Below are 16,140 nucleotides of genomic sequence, written 5' to 3' on the forward strand. Positions count from 1 at the left end.
TATCTCCCGCACGATGAAAAAGGCAAGCGCCATAAGGGAGATAATGGCGGGATCGCCGGTTTTGGCGCTATTCCGGCGATTTTGTCTCGGGTTTGCTGTTAATCAGCCAGACGCCGAACAGAATAAACAGCGTGCCCAACGTTTTCAGCAGCGTAGCGGACTCGTTAAACCACGGCAGGATCACCGCCGCCAGGTAAACCAGCGCATAGCTGACGCTCAGCAGAGGATAAGCGCGGTTTAACGGCAGATGGCGCAGCGCAAAGAACCAACACAGCATCGACAGCGCATAACCGAAGATGCCGCCGCCCACCGCCAGCAGCGGCAACCCGTTGTCGCCGATCAGCGCCAACGAGACGTCGGCGAACGACATCAGCGGGATCTGCACCATGCCCCACTTCATCAGCAACTGCGCCAGCGTCACCAGCAGTACGCTGGCGGCGCCCCAGGCATAGCCCTTCATGAATGCACGCTCATCAGCAGGATCCCCAGCATAATCGACGCCACGCCGCACCAGTGGCGAACGGTCGTCGGCTCATGAAACAGCCAGCGCGCCGCCAGCGTCACCATCACGAAGTTCAGACTGAGCATCGGGTAAGCCAGGCTGAGCGGCAGGCGTTGCAACACATTGAGCCACACCGCCATGCCCAGCCCCAACAGCAACACCGCCAGCGCCAACCAGCGCAGCGTCTGTTTCAGCCGCGCCTCGTCTGCCCGTTCCCAGCAGTGCGCCGCCTGTTTCTGGCACAGCTGCCCACCACAGGTGAGCAGGCTGACCACTATCACCAACAAAAAACCGATCATGGTTGCTGTTTATACCACATCAGCACCAGGCGGTTCATACGATCCACCTTGTCTGCGACCGGCAGCTCCTGCGGCAGCGCTTCATCACGGGACAGCTGCAACACCAGCGACACATTGCCCTGCTTGCGCGCCTGCGCCAGCCACTGCGGGAAGTCGGCATCGCTGATCAGGTGCCCCTTGGCGTCCGGGTACTCAAGACCATAGGCCACCTCGCCTTTCTGGCTGTACATCAGCACGTCGCTGCGCTTCAGTTCCCAGGCCAGGCCGGCCGCCAATCCGACGCTGTCGCTCAACACATAGCGGCTGTCGCTCAGTTCAGCCATCGTGGCGCGGACGAAGTTTTGCGGCAGTTTGGAATCGGTCACCTGTTGCGGAATGGCGTAACCGATCACCAGGCACAGCAGCACCGGGCAAGCCGCCGCCCAGCGCCATTGGCGGCCGTTATCGCGCGCAGAAACCAATGCGAACAACAGCCAGCCGCCGAAGGCGATCAGGCCGAGCACCACTTTCGGCCACTCCTGGGGAGTAAACAGATGCGCTTTCGGCAGCAGACCGGAGCTCAACACCACCAGCGCCACGATGCCAATCAGCCCGAACAGGCCGTTCAACCAGGCATTGGCCTTGAACAGCTTGGCGCGCAGCGTGGCAGCATAGTCTTCCGCATAGGCGGTCATCAGCAGCGCCAGCGGCGCCATGCACGGTAGAATGTAGGTCGGCAGCTTGCCTTTGGCGATGCTGAAGAAGATCAGCGGCATCAGCGCCCAGCTCAGCAGGAAGAACAGCTCCGGACGCTGTACGCGCTCGCGCCAACCTTTGAGCAGCGCGCCGGGCAGCAGCGCCAGCCAAGGCAGCACCGCCGCCAGCAGAACCGGCAGGTAATACCAGAACGGCGCCTTGTGTTGAGCATTATCTTCGGCGAAACGCTGAATATGTTCGACCCAGAAGAAATAATTCCAGAAATCGGGTTCGCGTTGCGCGATAGCCAGCGCCCACGGCAGGCTGAGCAGCGTAGCGGTCACGATCGCCACCGGGCCATAGCACAGCAGATCCTTGATGCGGCGTTGCTGAATGACGATCGGGATCACCGCGATCACCGGCACCGCCAGCGCCAGGAAGCCCTTGGTCATAAAGCCCATGCCACAGGCCAGGCCCAGCAATGCGTAAGCGCCCAGCTTGCCCTTGACCGAGGAGGCCTTCAGCGTCAGGTAATAGCTGACCATCGCCGCCGCCAGCCACAGCGAAATCATCGGATCCAACACGCTGTAAGTGCCGATGCTGAACACCAGCACCATCGACAGGAACATCAACATCGCCAGGCTGGCGCGGCGCGCATTGCGCCACATCAGCATCGCCAGCGCGAACACCAGCAATGCGGTCATGCCGGTGCTGAACACCGAGCCGAAGCGCACCGCAAAGTTGTTTTCGCCAAACAGCCACTGGCTGATGTTATTGAACCAGTAACCCGCTACCGGCTTCTCGAAATAACGCAGCCCCAGCAGATGCGGCACCACCCAATCGCCGCGTTGCAGCATTTCACGGCTGATCTCGGCATAACGCGTTTCATCCGGCTGCCACAGCAGGCGGCCGTTAAGCGGGATCAGGTAAACCAGAGCAAAAAAAACGGCCAGCAGAATGGCCCAGGATCCTTTTAGCGCCTTCATGTAACGTCCTTCACATCGGTTTGACAGCCCAGCCAACCTTCGCGGCCGGGGAAAGGAGCGCGCTTGATGCGGCCCAACGGCAGTGACGCCAAATCTTGCGGTAACAGCGCGCTCAGCGGACAGAATTCGATGCCCTGCCGCTGTGCGCGTTGCAATAACTGTTCGAACATCGCCGCTTGCGACATGCCTTCCACTTCGGTGTGAATGGTGTACACCGGCACGCCGCGATCGTTCTCGATGGCGCGCAGAATGTAGTCGTTGAAGTCGGCCATGCTGACTTCGCTGCCGATCACTTCGTCAAAGGTCGGCAACGTGACCGGGATCTGCACCGTACCGTGACGCCCATCGCTCAGCACCGGACGAAACGGATGGGTGCCGCGGCAATCGCTGTTGTAATGGAAGCCGAAGCGCTGCTTGACCTCCAGCACGCGCGTATCGGCGCGCCAGCCCGCCACGGCGGAGCATTTCACCGGCTGGCCGGTGCAGGCGCTCAGGGCGTCGACGCCCCGCTGCACCTGCTCGGTCAGCTGCGCCTCGCTCCACTTGCCGACCTTGGCCTGCCAGCCCTGGTGATCCCAGGCGTGCAGCCCGACTTCATGGCCGGCTTCGGCGGTGCGCTTCATCAGCGGCCCCAACGCGCGCGAAATATTGCGCCCCGGCCAGGCGGTGCCGGCCAGCAGAATATCCAGGCCGTACAGCGAGGCGGCGTTCGAACGCAGCATTTTCCACAGAAATTTCGGACGCAAAAGGCGCCAAAGATGGCGCCCCATGTTGTCCGGTCCCACGCTGAAGAAGAAGCTGGCCTGAATGTCGTACTTTTCGAACAGGTCCAGCAACTGCGGCACCCCTTCACGGGTGCCGCTGAAGGTATCTACATCAACCCGCAGACCGACTTTCTTCATGCACCGTTCCCTTCCTGAACGGTAGTGCGCAGGAAGTAGTCCAGCGTATCGGCGACGGTTTGCTTCATCTCGATGGTCGGCTGCCAGCCCAGCAGACGGTGAGCGTTTTTGATGCTCGGCGTGCGGTGCTCGACGTCCTGGTAACCTTTGCCGTAGTAGCTGCTGCTCTCTACGTCCTTGAAGCCGGCAAACGGCGGGAAGCGGTCGCGCAACGGGTGGTTGTTGAAGCTTTCCAGCAGCATTTCCGCCAGCTCGCGAATGCTCGCTTCGTTGGTCGGGTTGCCAATGTTGACGATCTGGCCGTCGCACAGGCCGTCGCGGTTCTCGATGATGCGGAACAGCGCTTCGATGCCGTCGTTGATGTCAGTGAAGCAACGTTTCTGCGCGCCGCCGTCCATCAGTTTGATCGGCGAACCTTCCACCAGGTTGAGGATCAGCTGAGTGATGGCGCGAGAAGAACCGATGCGCGCAGCGTCCAGGTTATCCAGACGCGGCCCCATCCAGTTGAACGGACGGAACAGCGTGAACTTCAGGCCTTCTTTGGCGCCGTAAGCCCAGATCACCCGATCCAGCAGCTGTTTGGAGACCGAATAGATCCAGCGCTGCTTGTTGATTGGCCCGACGATCAGACGCGAATGGTCTTCGTCGAACTCATTGTCGTCGCACATGCCATACACTTCTGAGGTGGACGGGAAGATGATGCGCTTGTTGTATTTCACGCAGTCGCGAACGATCTTCAGGTTCTCTTCGAAGTCCAGCTCGAACACGCGCAGCGGGTTACGGGTGTATTCGATCGGCGTCGCGATCGCCACCAGCGGCAGCACCACGTCGCATTTCTTGATGTGATACTCGATCCACTCGGAGTGGATGCTGATGTCGCCTTCCACAAAGTGGAAACGCGGGTTGTCGAGGAAGCGGCTGATGGCGTCAGAACCGATATCCAGACCGTAGATGTCGTAGCGGTCGTCGCGCAGCAGGCGCTCGGTCAGGTGGTTGCCGATGAAGCCGTTAACCCCGAGGATCAGCACGCGGGTGCGGCGTTTCATTACGGCGTTCGGCTTGGCGGCCAAACGCACGTCGGTGACGATGCCCATTTCCTGCGCCAGGCGGCTGCCCTGCACGTACAGACCGCTGTCGTTCTGACCGGCGACGATCTCCAGCGCGCCTTCGCCACAGGCGATGACCAGCGGCGAGGTGCTCAGCACGGTGCCCGGCTGTTTATCGTGTTGGGTGTCCAGCACGCGAGAGCGCCAGACAATCAGTTTGCGCTGGCCGAGGTAGCTGAACGCGCCCGGGTACGGCTCCGTGACGGCGCGCACCAGGTTATTGATCTCTTTAGCGGATTTGTGCCACAGGATCTCGCCGTCCGCCGCGGTGCGACGGCCGAAGTAGCTGGCCTGAGACTCATCCTGCCGGGTGAAGGTGGCGGTGCCGTTCTTCAGTTTCGGCAGTTGCTCTTTCAACACGACCTGCGCGGCTTCCAGCACTTTTTTGTGCAGCGTCAGCGCGGTGTCGTTGTCTGCGATGGTCACTTTCTGCTGACCGACGATGTCGCCGGCGTCCGGGCGTTTCACCATTTTGTGCAGCGTGGCGCCGGTTTCGATTTCGCCATTCACCAGCGCCCAGTTCACCGGCGCGCGGCCACGGTAACGCGGCAGCAGCGAGCCGTGCAGGTTGAAACCGCCCTGCGGCGCCAGCGACAAGATCTCGTCGCTCAGCATGTGACGGTAATAGAACGAGAAGATCACGTCCGGCTGCAGTGCGCGAATGCGGTCAACCCACAGCGGGTGATTTACGTCTTCCGGCGCATAGACCGGCAGATCCAATTCGGCGCCCAAACGGGCCACAGAGGAGAAGAAGTTGTTCTCACCAGGGTCGTCGGTGTGCGTGAACACGGCCTGCACGTCATAACCCGCCTCAGTCAGCGCTTTCAGACCTGCGCAGCCAATATCATGGTAAGCAAATACAATAGCTTTCATCATTCTTCTTCCTGAGTATTGTGGTCATGCTGTGCACCGACCACTTTCTGAACAAAATAGCGAGGACGCGCACGCACGTCGGTATAGATGCGGCCGATGTATTCACCCAACAGTCCCATGCCGACAAACTGGGCGCCGATAAAGGTGAACAGGACGGCGAAAAGGGTGAACACGCCGCCGGCGGCCCATTCAGGGCCGAGCAGCAGACGCAGTGCAATCAGCACCAGCGCCAGCACAAATCCGGACAGCGCCACAATGCTGCCGACCACGCTGAGCAAACGCAGCGGCGTGGTGGTCAGGCAGGTGATCAGGTCATACATCAGGTTGATCAGCTTCATCAGGCTGTACTTGGAGTCGCCAAACTCGCGTTCGGCGTGACGCACGTCGATCTCGGTCGTGCGGCGGGCGAAGGTGTTCGCCAGAATCGGGATAAAGGTGCTGCGCTCATGGCAGTGCAGCATCGCCTCAACGATATGACGACGGTAGGCGCGCAGCATGCAGCCGTAGTCCCCCATCGACTTGCCGGTGGCGCGTTGAATCATCATGTTGATCACGCGCGAGGCGCTTTTGCGGAACCAGGAGTCCTGACGGTTGGCGCGCACGGTGCCCACCACGTCATAGCCCTCTTCCGCCACGCTGACCAAACGAGGGATCTCCTCCGGCGGGTTCTGCAGATCGGCGTCCAGCGTAATCACCAGATCGCCGGTCACCTGGTTGAAACCGGCCATGATCGCCGAGTGCTGGCCGTAGTTGCGGTTCAGCAAAACGGCGATCACGTGGCTATCCGGCTTTTCCGCCGCCGCGGTCAGCATGTCAGCGGAGTTGTCGCTGCTGCCATCGTCGACGAGGATGATTTCATAAGGTTGAGATAACTGCTTACAGGCGGCAGTAGTACGCTCCAGCAACGCGGGCAGGCTTTCCTGCTCGTTGTATACCGGGATGACTACCGACACTTTTTTAATCGGTTCAACGCGAGACACGTAAAGACTCCACAACAGAAGACAAGGCATTGACCACGCGATCCACGTCGGCGTCGGTCATGTCAGGGAATAGCGGTAAGGTGCACAGCCGCGCCGAGTTCCATTCGGTATTCGGCAAAGAAAGCTGTGGATAACGCTCACTGTAGAATTTCTGGGTGTGCGCGGCGCGGAAATGCAGCCCGGTGCCGACGCCAACCTCTTTCAGGCGCTCCATCAGCTGGTCGCGATCGATGCCGCAACGCGCCGGATCGACGCGGACCATGAACAGGTGCCAGGCGTGGTCATGCGGATAATCCGGCACGCCCAACGGTTGAAACGGCGAGCCTTCCAACGCGCTCAGGTAGCGCTGTGCCAGCGCCTTACGCCGTGCGTTCAACTCGGCGAAGCGTGACAGCTGCACCACGGCGATCGCCGCGTGAATGTCGGACAGGTTGTACTTGTAACCCGGCTCCACCACTTCGGCCTGCGGTTTGCGGCCTAGCTGCTGGCGATCGAAGGCATCGACGGCCAGACCATGGAACTTCAGACAACGCAGGCGATCCGCCAGCGCATCGTCATCGGTGGCTATCAGGCCGCCTTCGGCGCAGGTCACGTTTTTAATCGCATGGAAAGAGAAAATCGCCGTGCCGCGTGCGCCGACCCATTCGCCGTTGTAGCGCGTGCCGACCGCATGGGCGGCGTCTTCGATCAGCGGTAAGCGGTGGCGTTCGGCCACGGCGCGCAGCGCATCCATCTGCAGGGGAGCACCGGCATAATGCACCGGAACAATCGCTTTGGTATTGGGGGTGATGGCAGCCTCGACATCGGCGGCGCTGACCATCAGCGTATCACGGTCAACGTCGATCATCACCGGCGTGGCGCCCAGCAGCTCAATCATGTTGAGGGTGGAAACCCAGGTTTGCGAAGGGGTGATGACTTCGTCGCCGGGGCCGATGCCCAGCGCCATCAGCGTGATGTGCATGCCCGCCGTGGCGGAACTGACGGCGATGGCGTGCTTACAGCCGAAAGTGGAACAGAAGTCATTTTCCAGTTGCTGGTTTTGCGGCCCGGTGGTGATCCAGCCGGAACGCAGCACTTTCTCTACCGCGGCGATTTCTTCGTCGCCGATGGCCGGACGAGAGAAAGGCAAAAATTGATCCATAGTTAACCCCAAACGTATCGAACTGCTTTTGATGACACTGTAAATCCCTTTCGTTTAACGAATATTAAACGCCAGAGAAGAATCGTTTCCGTGGATTAACTGCCAATGTAAGGCCGCAAGCTTAACTAAACCTTAAGACGAGGATTGTCATCAGTAGGAGAACTGATGGATAGGCGCCGTCATCATTAATTTAATTTTATTATGAAAATCAAGTAATTATATTTATTAATAATTATTTACTTATTTTATTTTTGCCGAATCAAGCGTAGCACGTCATTGGCGTTTTTCAAGAAAACTCACGAGAAAATGAGAGGCAGCACAATAATAGCCGATGATTACCCGGCTATTTATATTCACTATGTTTAGTTTTCGTTTACATTTATGCCGCGGGACGAATTAAGCCGTGCGGGTCATGATCCAACGCTGGTTCCCCACCCATTGCAGGTGGAAATCCACTTCATAGATCTGCGACAACAGTGCGGGTGCCATCACCTCACGGGTGATGCCCTGCGCGACCAACTGCCCAGCGTGCAACAACCAAACCCGATCGGCCTGCTGCAGGGTATGATTCAGATCGTGCGCGCACACCAGCGCGCTTCGCCCACTTTGGCAGAATTCGCGCAGCAGGCGATCCAGCGCGACCTTTTGCGCCACATCCAGGCTATTGGTCGGTTCATCCAGCAGCAACAATCGGCTGTGCGGGTTGACGCTGGGCCATACCTGCAGCAATACCGCCGCCAGCCGCACCCGTTGCCATTCGCCACCGGAAAGCTGTGTCAGCATGCGTGACAGTTTATCCACCAGCTTCAACCGCTGGCACAGATAGAGGATGGTGTGCTCCACTTCGGTTTGCGCCGCGCCGGCAGGCCGGTGCAACGCCAAATACTGAAACACCGGCATCAACGACACCGGCGGCTGTTGCTGGCTGAGATAACCGCGTCGGCGCGCCAGCTCGCTCCCCGGATAATCGGCTAACGCGCGTCCGTCCAGGCAGACTTCGCCCAGCCCCGGCAGCATGCCCGCCACCCGCGCCAGCAGGGTACTCTTCCCTGCGCCATTTGGGCCGATCAGGTGAACCTGCAACCCGCCGTCAATCTGTGCCGAAAAAGGCGCCAGGCGCCCCGCCACCCCAACCTCAACGAGTTGCAGCATCCGTATTATCCTGCCAGCGCTTGTTTCACCGCCGCCACCAGCGCCGGATCCTCAGGTGTGGTGTCAGGCGAGAAGCGCTGGATCACCGTGCCGTCGCGCGCGATAAGGAATTTCTCGAAGTTCCACAGAATGTCGCCGGGGTGCTTCGGCGCACGCCCCTTGCTGGTCATCCGCGCTAGGAACTCGCTGCCTTCCGGCGCGACAGCCTCCGGCTGTGCGGCAATCAACGCTTGATACAGCGGATGACGGTGTTCGCCGTTCACCTCAATCTTGGCAAACATGGGGAATTGCACGCCGAAGGTTCCGCGGCAAAACGCCAGGATCTCTTCGTTGCTGCCCGGCTCCTGGCCCAGGAATTCATTGGACGGGAACCCCAGGACTTCCAGCCCTCGTTCGCGATAGGTTTCGTACAGCGCTTCCAGCCCTTCGTACTGCTTGGTCAGGCCGCACTCCGAGGCCACGTTGACCACCAGCAGCACCTTGCCCTGATAGGCACCCAGCGTGGTCGTCTGATTTTCGATGGTTTGTAACGGCAGGTTGTCGATTGGCTTGCTCATCGGTTGTCATCCTTTGGTTTTTTAATGGCAGGTGAATGAAGAAAACTACCTTACGCCTTTTGTCCGGGTCAGTAACCAGATAAATAGCGGCGCCCCCAGCGTGGCGGTCACCACGCCGATCGGCAGCTCGGCCGCCAGCAGCGCAACGCGAGCGATCACATCGGCCACCAGCAACACGCCGGCCCCCGCCAGCGCGCAGGCCGGCAGCAGATAGCGCTGGTCTGTCAGGCCAGTGAGCCGCAAAATATGCGGGATCACCAGCCCAACGAAGCCGATCACCCCGGCGAGCGCCACGCTGACGCCAACCAGCCAGCCGATCGCCAGCACCAGCAGGTTACGCCACAAATGCAGCGACAGCCCGAGCTGGCGCGCCTGCACCTCGCCGAGCGCCATCAGATTGAGCGCTCGGCCCTGGCCACACAGCCACAGCAACACCGGCAGCAGCGCCAGCACCAGCCACTTTTGGCGCCAGTCGACGCCGCCGAAACCGCCCATCATCCAGTACATCAGCTGCCGCAGATCGAGGCTGGTGCTGAAATAGACCGCCCAGGTCATCAGCGCGCTGCACACGATGCCCAGCGCCACGCCGACCAGCAACAGCCTTGCATTGGTCAGACGTCGCCGGCGAGCGAAACCCAGCAGCAAGAAGGTCATCGCCAGCGCACCGGCTATCGCGGCGGCGCTCATCAGCGCCACCGGCAACAAACCGTGCCCCAACAACACCGTCAGCACCAACGCTACGCCGGCGCCGTTAGCGACGCCCAGCAGACCGGGCTCCGCCAGAGGATTTTCAAACAGCGCCTGCATCACCGCGCCCGTCACCGCCAGGGCTGCGCCGACCAGCATCACCGCCAGCGCGCGCGGCAAACGCAGTTGCCAAACGAACAGTTGCGCTCGATCGCTGAACCACGCTGACGGCCATATCCATTGGTCGCCGGCGCAAAGGCTGACCAGCAACGCCACCGCCACGCCCAGCGCCAACAGACCGAGCTGGCGTTTATCGCGGTAGCGTTGATGTTGCAACAGTAAGGTGAAGGTACGGCTGGTTGGCATGGCGCGGCGGTTCCCTGCCGGCCGCTGTCGTGGCCGGATAATTGACGTTTGAGTCGAATATTAGGGGGTTAACGCCGCAAGGGGAAGTCTTGCGTGGATCGTGGCTCAGGAAAGCAGCGGCTGGCCTTGCCCGTCATCGCAGCAATGATGGCAAAACCAGCCGCCGATAAACTCAGGGATTAACGATGCGGACCGGCGTTGCCCGGCGGATAAGGTTGGCCGCGGCCGTCATCGCGGCGGTCATGGTCACCGCGATCGTCATGCCGGCGGTCGTGGTCGCGACTATCGCGATCGCCGTGGAATGGATTGCCGCTGCGTTCCGGTTCACGATGCGCATAGCCACGCGGCGGCGAAGGTTGCCAGCGTCCGCCGTCCCAGTACATACCGCGCGCATTGCGCTCACCCAGGCCGCGGCCCTGGTGCGCATGCCACCACTGCGGGGGACGCCAGTCGTAGCCATCCCAGTAATAGCCACGGCGGTCCTGATCCCCCAAATGCAGGGAAACGCCCGGCACGTTGATATCGACGGAGACATCGGCCTGTGCCGCCAGCGGCAGCAACAGCGGGAAACACACCAGCAACAGGATCTTTTTCATTTTGCCTTCTCACTCTATTTTTCTTGCTGCAGTGGTTATATCAATGCGCTTATTTAGCGACTATCTCACCGGCGCCTATTTTCAGATCGTTTTCGACGGCCTTACACAATCCCGACACTGTTTGCCGCCGCCTTTAATTATTATTGCCTCTGCCAAGGCTTAACGAATAACTGACATCGCTTAAGCGGCACGACAATGATAATTAAACGGATCCCCACCGGAGGATAATAAGATGATTAAACGTATCGGTATGCTGCTGGCCGTGGTCGCCCTCGCCTCAACCCTTAGCGCCTGCTGCTGGGGCCCGCACGGGGGCGGCGGCCATCGCGGCGACGGCCCTGGCCATTATTACGGCCGTTATTGAAGCGGGAAATAAAAGCCACGCATTATACGAAATAAGATATGAGAATATTCTGTAATTAAGGGAGATGATTTTCGCCGTGCCAACTTAACGGCTCAATGAAGTCTTGTCTTATCGATTAGGAATAAACTGAATTTTGTCTCAGAAAAGAAAAAGGCCGCGCAAGCGGCCTTTTTTGATGTCACGTCACTCACCCTTTCGGGCTGGCGTTTTCTACCCGGCTTTTCAGCTTCTGCCCCGGACGGAAGGTCACCACGCGGCGCGCCGTAATCGGAATGTCTTCGCCGGTCTTCGGGTTACGCCCCGGACGTTGGTTCTTGTCACGCAGATCAAAGTTGCCAAAACCCGACAGTTTTACCTGTTCGCCATTCTCAAGGGCCCGACGGACCTCTTCAAAGAACAGTTCCACCAGGTCTTTGGCGTCCCGTTTGCTAAGCCCAAGCTTCTCAAACAGGTGTTCTGACATTTCAGCTTTAGTAAGCGCCATAGGTTCAATCCCTCAAGGATGCTTGGAATCGCTGTTTTAGAGCCTCTACGCATTTTGCAACGGTAGCGGCTATCTCCTCTTCTTCCAGTGTACGAGCGGTATCCTGCAATACCAGACTGATAGCCAGGCTCTTGTCACCTTCTGCCACGCCCTTGCCACGGTACACGTCAAACAAGTTTACGCCAACTACCTGATTTGCGCCAACTTTCTTACACTCGGCCAAAATATCTTCTGCGGGGACGTTTTCAGCCACCACAATGGCGATATCACGGCGGTTTGCCGGGAAGCGCGAAATCTCCCGCGCCTGAGGCACGGCGCGGCTCGCAAGCTTGTTCCACTCCAGTTCAAACACCACGGTGCGGCCGTTAAGATCCAGTTTACGTTCAAGTTCCGGGTGAACCACACCGATGAAACCAACGCGTTCGCCATGCAAATAAATCGCCGCACTTTGCCCTGGATGCAGAGCCGGATTGGCTTCCGCCCGGAACTGAATTTCGGATAATTTACCGGTCAGCTCGAGGACAGACTCCAGATCCCCTTTTAAATCATAGAAGTCGACGGGCTTGCGCGCCAGATCCCAATGTTCATCGTGTGTATGGCCGGCGATCACGCCCGCCAGCATGACATCCTGACGGATACCCAGATCTGCCGCACTATCAGGCACAAAGCGCAGACCGCTTTCGAACAGACGCAGACGCGTCTGCTGGCGGTTCTGGTTATACACCACCGCAGACAGCAGGCCGGTCCACAGCGACAGACGCATCGCCGACATTTCTACCGAAATCGGGCTTGGCAGGATCAGCGCTTCTTCATTCGGGTGCAACAACACCTGCACCTTCGGATCGACGAAGCTGTAGGTGATCGCTTCCTGATAACCGTGATCGACCAGCATGGTCTTCACGCGCTTCAGCGTCAGATCGGCTTCGCGATGCTGGGTCATCACCAGATCTGCGCGGACCGGCACATCCGGGATGTTGTCGTAGCCGTAAACGCGTGCCACTTCTTCCACCAGATCCTCTTCGATCTCCATATCGAAACGCCAGCTCGGCGCGACCGCTTGCCAGCTGTCGCCCTGCTCGGTCACCTGGCAACCCAGGCGGCGCAGAATGTCGCTGACCTGCTCGCTCGGCACCACGTGGCCGATCAGGCGATCCAGTTTCTCGCGGCGCAGCGTGATGGTGGCGCGCTTCGGCAGTTCGTTCTCGTGGGTCACGTCGATAATCGGGCCGGCCTGGCCGCCGCAGATGTCGAGCAGCAGGCGCGTGGCGCGCTCCATCGCTTTGTACTGCAGCGCCGGATCGACGCCGCGCTCATAGCGGTGAGAAGCGTCGGTGTGCAGGCCGTGACGGCGCGCGCGGCCGGTGATCGACAGCGGGCTGAAGAAGGCGCACTCAAGCAGCACGTCCTGAGTTTCCCCGTTGACGCCGGAATGCTCGCCGCCGAAGATGCCGCCCATCGCCAACGCTTTTTGATGATCGGCGATCACTAAGGTATCGGCGTTCAGTTTGGCTTCGTTACCGTCCAGCAGCGTCAAGGTTTCCCCTTCTTCCGCCATGCGCACCACGATGCCGCCGTCGATGCGGCTCAGATCGAAAGCGTGCATCGGCTGGCCAAGCTCCAGCAGCACATAGTTGGTGACGTCAACTACCGCATCGATGGAGCGGATGCCACAGCGACGCAGCTTTTCACGCATCCACAGCGGGCTTGGCGCCTTGACGTCGATGCCTTTCACCACGCGGCCCAGATAACGCGGACACGCCTGCGGCGCGTCAACGCGGATCGGCAGCGTGGCGTCGATAGTGGCAGCCACCGGGCTCATATCCGGCTCGGTCAGCGCCACCTGGTTCAGTACGCCCACGTCGCGCGCAACGCCGATGATGCCCAGGCAGTCGGCGCGGTTCGGGGTAACGCTGATCTCGATGGTGTTGTCGTTCAGTTTCAGGTAGTCACGGATGTCGGTGCCGATCGGCGCATCCAGCGGCAGCTCGATGATGCCGTCATGATCGTCGGAAATGCCCAGCTCGGAGAATGAGCACAGCATGCCTTCCGAAGGCTCGCCGCGCAGCTTGGCGGCCTTGATTTTGAAATCGCCCGGCAGCACCGCGCCCACGGTGGCGACCGCCACTTTCAGGCCGGTACGGCAGTTCGGCGCGCCGCAGACGATGTCGAGCAAGCGATCGCCGCCGACGTTGACCTTGGTGACGCGCAGTTTGTCGGCGTTCGGGTGCTGACCGCACTCGACCACTTCACCCACCACAACGCCGTTAAACGCGCCGGCGACAGGATCCACGCCGTCCACTTCCAGGCCGGCCATGGTGATTTGATCGGATAATGCTTCGCTGCTGATGGCCGGGTTTACCCACTCGCGCAACCAGAGTTCACTGAATTTCATGTGATATTCCCGCCTTACTTAAACTGTTTGAGGAAACGCAGATCGTTTTCGAAGAATGCGCGCAGATCGGTGACGCCGTAACGCAGCATCGTCAGGCGCTCCATGCCCATGCCGAAGGCGAAGCCGGAGTAGACTTCCGGATCGATGCCCACGTTGCGCAGCACGTTTGGATGCACCATGCCGCAGCCCAGCACTTCCAGCCACTTGCCGTTCTTGCCCATCACGTCCACTTCAGCGGACGGCTCGGTGAACGGGAAGTAGGACGGACGGAAACGAACCTGCAGGTCTTCTTCAAAGAAGTTGTTCAGGAAATCGTGCAGCGTGCCCTTCAGGTTGGTGAAGCTGATGTCTTTATCGACGATCAGCCCTTCCATCTGGTGGAACATCGGGGTGTGAGTCTGATCGTAGTCGTTACGGTAAACGCGGCCCGGCGCAATGATGCGGATCGGCGGCTGTTGGTTCTTCATGGTGCGGATCTGCACGCCGGAAGTCTGGGTGCGCAGCAGGCGCGTGGCGTCAAACCAGAAGGTATCGTGGTCGGCGCGCGCCGGGTGATGCCCTGGAATGTTCAGCGCGTCGAAGTTATGGTAATCGTCTTCAATCTCCGGGCCGGTGGCAACGGAAAAGCCCAACTCGCCGAAGAAGGTTTCGATACGGTCGATGGTGCGGGTCACCGGATGCAAACCGCCGTTCTCCATGCGACGGCCTGGCAGGGAGACGTCGATGGTTTCAGCCGCCAGGCGCGCGTTCAGCGCGGCGCTTTCCAGCGCGTTCTTACGCGCGTTCAGGGCGTCCTGCACTTCTTGCTTGGCCTGGTTGATCACCGCGCCGGCCGCCGGACGGTCTTCCGCCGGTACGTCACGCAGAGACTGCATCTGCAAGGTGAAATGACCTTTCTTGCCAAAATATTCGACGCGCACCAAATCTAACGCGGCAACATCCTGGGCATCTTCTACGGCTGCCTTGGCATTGGCAACCAGCTCTGCGAGATGTGGCATTGCTTTCCTCTTCCTCTGGCCGGGATGGCCCTAAGTAATTGTTATCTATTATTCGAACACGCCTTTGAGCAATCTTCAAAGACTTTTCAATGCGTTGTCGACCAGGCGACTCACCTGCGCGGCACAGGGCCGGCTGAGTGTCTGCCCCCTCGCCGCAGCAGTGTGCAAGGCGAGGCAATGGCCAAAAACAAAAAAGCCTCCACGAGGGAGGCTTAGGCGCTACTTTTCGTTTCTTTTCTTACGCGCGAAGCCTCCTGAAATCAGGCGCTAAAGTAAAAAAAGAAACGAAAAATAGCTGCGTGCATGATTGCGGTACCTTGTCGATGATTGTCTACCAGTGATATAGCGGCGGGCAATAAAAGTCAATATTTGTCGCTGAAAACAAAGATTAAAAGAGGGAGCAAGCTCCCTCTTCAACTGACTTACGCCAGAGCTGCTTTCGCTTTCTCAACCAGTGCGCCGAAGGCCACTTTGTCGAAGACTGCGATGTCAGCCAGGATCTTACGGTCAATTTCGATCGACGCTTTTTTCAAGCCGTTGATGAACTTGCTGTAAGACAGACCGTTCTGACGAGCAGCTGCGTTGATACGTGCAATCCACAGCTGACGGAACTGACGCTTACGTTGACGACGGTCACGGTAAGCGTACTGACCTGCTTTGATTACTGCCTGGAAGGCAACACGATATACGCGCGAACGGGCACCGTAGTAACCTTTCGCCTGCTTCATGATTTTCTTGTGACGTGCGCGTGCAATTACACCACGTTTTACGCGAGCCATATGCTCTCTCCTAAAGTCTTATTCTAAATTCAAAAAAAATGGCTTATGCGTACGGCAGGCACGCGGTAACCAGGACCAGATCGTTTTTAGACACCATGCCTTTCGGACGCAGGTGACGTTTACGCTTGGTTGCTTTTTTGGTCAGAATATGACGCAGGTTGGCATGTTTACGCTTAAAACCACCGCTGCCGGTTTTTTTGAAGCGCTTGGCTGCACCACGTACAGTTTTAATCTTTGGCATTTTAATTAAATCCACTTCGCATTGTTAAACAACGAATCAGTTGGGCGAATAAAACCCACA

Annotated in this window: 18 protein-coding genes and 1 other annotated feature; of the genes, 1 reads left to right on the forward strand and 17 read right to left on the reverse strand. The window is 59.0% G+C overall.

Translation table 11 applies throughout. From position 1 onward, the window contains the following. Window positions 1-67: 67 nt before the first annotated feature. From arnF to CRO23_RS13330, 11 genes are all read right to left on the reverse strand, one after another. Window positions 68-460 (reverse strand): 4-amino-4-deoxy-L-arabinose-phosphoundecaprenol flippase subunit ArnF, encoded by a 393-nt coding sequence (gene arnF, locus CRO23_RS13280; RefSeq protein WP_016927955.1) that lies wholly within the window; start codon window positions 458-460, stop codon window positions 68-70. After that, window positions 457-801, reverse strand: coding sequence for a 4-amino-4-deoxy-L-arabinose-phosphoundecaprenol flippase subunit ArnE (gene arnE / locus CRO23_RS13285; RefSeq protein WP_004931404.1), 345 nt, complete (start codon window positions 799-801; stop codon window positions 457-459). The genes arnF and arnE overlap by 4 nt, the downstream gene beginning before the upstream one ends. Beyond that, window positions 798-2,462, reverse strand: a complete 1,665-nt coding sequence (arnT, locus tag CRO23_RS13290; RefSeq protein WP_097102160.1) for a lipid IV(A) 4-amino-4-deoxy-L-arabinosyltransferase — start codon at window positions 2,460-2,462, stop codon at window positions 798-800. Before arnT ends, arnE begins: the two co-directional genes overlap by 4 nt. Continuing rightward, a complete protein-coding gene (gene arnD, locus CRO23_RS13295) occupies window positions 2,459-3,364 on the reverse strand; it encodes a 4-deoxy-4-formamido-L-arabinose-phosphoundecaprenol deformylase (RefSeq protein ID WP_016927957.1) in 906 nt (301 codons plus the stop codon). The genes arnT and arnD overlap by 4 nt, the downstream gene beginning before the upstream one ends. Further along, the gene (arnA, locus tag CRO23_RS13300; protein WP_097103097.1) at window positions 3,361-5,343 is read right to left on the reverse strand and encodes a bifunctional UDP-4-amino-4-deoxy-L-arabinose formyltransferase/UDP-glucuronic acid oxidase ArnA; all 1,983 of its coding nucleotides are present in this window, start codon (window positions 5,341-5,343) and stop codon (window positions 3,361-3,363) included. The genes arnD and arnA overlap by 4 nt, the downstream gene beginning before the upstream one ends. Beyond that, window positions 5,343-6,323, reverse strand: coding sequence for an undecaprenyl-phosphate 4-deoxy-4-formamido-L-arabinose transferase (arnC, locus tag CRO23_RS13305; protein ID WP_015377702.1), 981 nt, complete (start codon window positions 6,321-6,323; stop codon window positions 5,343-5,345). The genes arnA and arnC overlap by 1 nt, the downstream gene beginning before the upstream one ends. Continuing rightward, on the reverse strand, window positions 6,310-7,464 hold the full coding sequence (gene arnB / locus CRO23_RS13310; protein ID WP_097102162.1) for a UDP-4-amino-4-deoxy-L-arabinose aminotransferase: 1,155 nt from the start codon (window positions 7,462-7,464) through the stop codon (window positions 6,310-6,312). Before arnB ends, arnC begins: the two co-directional genes overlap by 14 nt. 396 nt (window positions 7,465-7,860) lie before the next feature. Next, window positions 7,861-8,616, reverse strand: coding sequence for a vitamin B12 ABC transporter ATP-binding protein BtuD (btuD, locus tag CRO23_RS13315; protein WP_016927960.1), 756 nt, complete (start codon window positions 8,614-8,616; stop codon window positions 7,861-7,863). 5 nt (window positions 8,617-8,621) lie between these two features. Next, on the reverse strand, window positions 8,622-9,173 hold the full coding sequence (locus CRO23_RS13320) for a glutathione peroxidase (protein ID WP_004931411.1): 552 nt from the start codon (window positions 9,171-9,173) through the stop codon (window positions 8,622-8,624). A gap of 45 nt (window positions 9,174-9,218) precedes the next feature. Further along, on the reverse strand, window positions 9,219-10,226 hold the full coding sequence (gene btuC / locus CRO23_RS13325) for a vitamin B12 ABC transporter permease BtuC (RefSeq protein WP_097102163.1): 1,008 nt from the start codon (window positions 10,224-10,226) through the stop codon (window positions 9,219-9,221). Window positions 10,227-10,405: 179 nt separating this feature from the next. Next, the gene (locus CRO23_RS13330; RefSeq protein WP_016927962.1) at window positions 10,406-10,822 is read right to left on the reverse strand and encodes a DUF2502 domain-containing protein; all 417 of its coding nucleotides are present in this window, start codon (window positions 10,820-10,822) and stop codon (window positions 10,406-10,408) included. A gap of 232 nt (window positions 10,823-11,054) precedes the next feature. On the opposite strand from CRO23_RS13330, the gene CRO23_RS25305 reads away from it, so the two are divergent. Further along, the gene (locus CRO23_RS25305; RefSeq protein WP_016927963.1) at window positions 11,055-11,186 is read left to right on the forward strand and encodes a hypothetical protein; all 132 of its coding nucleotides are present in this window, start codon (window positions 11,055-11,057) and stop codon (window positions 11,184-11,186) included. A gap of 187 nt (window positions 11,187-11,373) precedes the next feature. On the opposite strand, the gene ihfA is transcribed toward CRO23_RS25305, so the two are convergent. From ihfA to rpmI, 6 genes are all read right to left on the reverse strand, one after another. Continuing rightward, the gene (ihfA, locus tag CRO23_RS13335) at window positions 11,374-11,670 is read right to left on the reverse strand and encodes an integration host factor subunit alpha (protein WP_004931414.1); all 297 of its coding nucleotides are present in this window, start codon (window positions 11,668-11,670) and stop codon (window positions 11,374-11,376) included. Between the two features lie 4 nt (window positions 11,671-11,674). Further along, complete coding sequence (pheT, locus tag CRO23_RS13340; protein WP_097102165.1) at window positions 11,675-14,062, reverse strand: phenylalanine--tRNA ligase subunit beta; 2,388 nt, start codon at window positions 14,060-14,062, stop codon at window positions 11,675-11,677. A gap of 14 nt (window positions 14,063-14,076) precedes the next feature. Then, window positions 14,077-15,060 carry a phenylalanine--tRNA ligase subunit alpha gene (gene pheS / locus CRO23_RS13345; RefSeq protein WP_004931416.1) on the reverse strand — a complete coding sequence of 328 codons (984 nt, stop codon included), beginning with the start codon at window positions 15,058-15,060 and terminating at the stop codon, window positions 14,077-14,079. A 186-nt stretch (window positions 15,061-15,246) separates the two neighbouring features. Continuing rightward, window positions 15,247-15,369, reverse strand: a sequence feature (Phe leader region). After that, window positions 15,321-15,365 carry a pheST operon leader peptide PheM gene (gene pheM / locus CRO23_RS25180; RefSeq protein ID WP_121626058.1) on the reverse strand — a complete coding sequence of 15 codons (45 nt, stop codon included), beginning with the start codon at window positions 15,363-15,365 and terminating at the stop codon, window positions 15,321-15,323. Its footprint overlaps the feature before it by 45 nt. A 113-nt stretch (window positions 15,370-15,482) precedes the next feature. Further along, complete coding sequence (gene rplT, locus CRO23_RS13350) at window positions 15,483-15,839, reverse strand: 50S ribosomal protein L20 (RefSeq protein WP_004931417.1); 357 nt, start codon at window positions 15,837-15,839, stop codon at window positions 15,483-15,485. Window positions 15,840-15,882: 43 nt separating this feature from the next. Next, a complete protein-coding gene (gene rpmI, locus CRO23_RS13355) occupies window positions 15,883-16,080 on the reverse strand; it encodes a 50S ribosomal protein L35 (protein WP_004931418.1) in 198 nt (65 codons plus the stop codon). Between the last annotated feature and the right edge of the window lie 60 nt (window positions 16,081-16,140).

The sequence above is a fragment of the Serratia sp. JKS296 genome (assembly GCF_900215445.1).
Taxonomy (GTDB): domain Bacteria; phylum Pseudomonadota; class Gammaproteobacteria; order Enterobacterales; family Enterobacteriaceae; genus Serratia; species Serratia marcescens.

Bases quoted from the DNA above. Each gene is read 5' to 3' on its own strand.
- rplT (WP_004931417.1), bottom strand. From the start codon at position 15,839: ATGGCTCGCGTAAAACGTGGTGTAATTGCACGCGCACGTCACAAGAAA.
- CRO23_RS25305 (WP_016927963.1), top strand. From the start codon at position 11,055: ATGATTAAACGTATCGGTATGCTGCTGGCCGTGGTCGCCCTCGCCTCA.
- arnT (WP_097102160.1), bottom strand. From the start codon at position 2,462: ATGAAGGCGCTAAAAGGATCCTGGGCCATTCTGCTGGCCGTTTTTTTT.
- CRO23_RS13330 (WP_016927962.1), bottom strand. From the start codon at position 10,822: ATGAAAAAGATCCTGTTGCTGGTGTGTTTCCCGCTGTTGCTGCCGCTG.
- arnA (WP_097103097.1), bottom strand. From the start codon at position 5,343: ATGAAAGCTATTGTATTTGCTTACCATGATATTGGCTGCGCAGGTCTG.
- btuD (WP_016927960.1), bottom strand. From the start codon at position 8,616: ATGCTGCAACTCGTTGAGGTTGGGGTGGCGGGGCGCCTGGCGCCTTTT.
- arnF (WP_016927955.1), bottom strand. From the start codon at position 460: ATGAAGGGCTATGCCTGGGGCGCCGCCAGCGTACTGCTGGTGACGCTG.
- arnD (WP_016927957.1), bottom strand. From the start codon at position 3,364: ATGAAGAAAGTCGGTCTGCGGGTTGATGTAGATACCTTCAGCGGCACC.
- ihfA (WP_004931414.1), bottom strand. From the start codon at position 11,670: ATGGCGCTTACTAAAGCTGAAATGTCAGAACACCTGTTTGAGAAGCTT.
- arnE (WP_004931404.1), bottom strand. From the start codon at position 801: ATGATCGGTTTTTTGTTGGTGATAGTGGTCAGCCTGCTCACCTGTGGT.
- rpmI (WP_004931418.1), bottom strand. From the start codon at position 16,080: ATGCCAAAGATTAAAACTGTACGTGGTGCAGCCAAGCGCTTCAAAAAA.
- CRO23_RS13320 (WP_004931411.1), bottom strand. From the start codon at position 9,173: ATGAGCAAGCCAATCGACAACCTGCCGTTACAAACCATCGAAAATCAG.
- arnB (WP_097102162.1), bottom strand. From the start codon at position 7,464: ATGGATCAATTTTTGCCTTTCTCTCGTCCGGCCATCGGCGACGAAGAA.
- pheS (WP_004931416.1), bottom strand. From the start codon at position 15,060: ATGCCACATCTCGCAGAGCTGGTTGCCAATGCCAAGGCAGCCGTAGAA.
- btuC (WP_097102163.1), bottom strand. From the start codon at position 10,226: ATGCCAACCAGCCGTACCTTCACCTTACTGTTGCAACATCAACGCTAC.
- pheT (WP_097102165.1), bottom strand. From the start codon at position 14,062: ATGAAATTCAGTGAACTCTGGTTGCGCGAGTGGGTAAACCCGGCCATC.